General features: G+C 66.0%; 1 protein-coding gene. It reads left to right on the top strand.

The features are described from left to right. A partial coding sequence (locus tag AC5RWX_RS34025) for an NAD(P)/FAD-dependent oxidoreductase (RefSeq protein ID WP_494100536.1) occupies positions 1–705 on the top strand: 705 nt, incomplete at both ends.

A 705-nucleotide genomic window follows, 5' to 3' on the forward strand; every position in this document is an offset into this window, starting at 1 on the left:
CCCATATCGCCGGCGGCAGGGCCGCTGCCAAGGAAGCCGTCCGGCCGCAGGAACCCCTCATTCCGAAGGGGGTCACCTGGATCCGCGATTCCGCCACAGGCGTGGACACCGACTCGAATACAATCACCCTTGACTCCGGAGCTACGGTGGCGTACGGGCAGCTGGTGGTGTGCCCTGGCCTGCAGTATGACTGGGACGCGGTGCCCGGCCTGGCCGCGGCTGTACATTCGCCGAGTGGGGCTTCCCACTACGAGTTCGAGCTGGCGCCCAAGGTTTGGACACTGCTGAGCGGGTTGAAGTCCGGCACCGCCGTGTTCACTATGCCCGCCGGCCCCATCAAATGCGGCGGAGCCGCCCAAAAGCCGATGTACCTTGCCTGCGACTACTGGCGGGAACAGGGCGTGCTGGACAGGATCCGGGTGGTGATGGTCCAGCCCTACCCCACGGTCTTCGGAGTGCCGGAGGTGGACCGGGAACTGGACCGCAAGATCGCCGAATACGGCATCGAACTGCGGACCAACAGCGAACTGGTGTCCGTGGATGCTGGGGCCCAGAAGGCCACCGTCCGCAACATCGAGTCCGGCGTCGAGGAAAACCTGCACTACGACGTCCTCAACGCCGTCCCGCCCCAATCGGCGCCGGACTGGCTCAAGGCAACAACCCTGCCAGCGCCGGCTGACCCTGGCGGTTTTGTCGAGGTGGACC

The sequence above is a fragment of the Arthrobacter sp. SPT-J7 genome, from assembly GCF_059089965.1.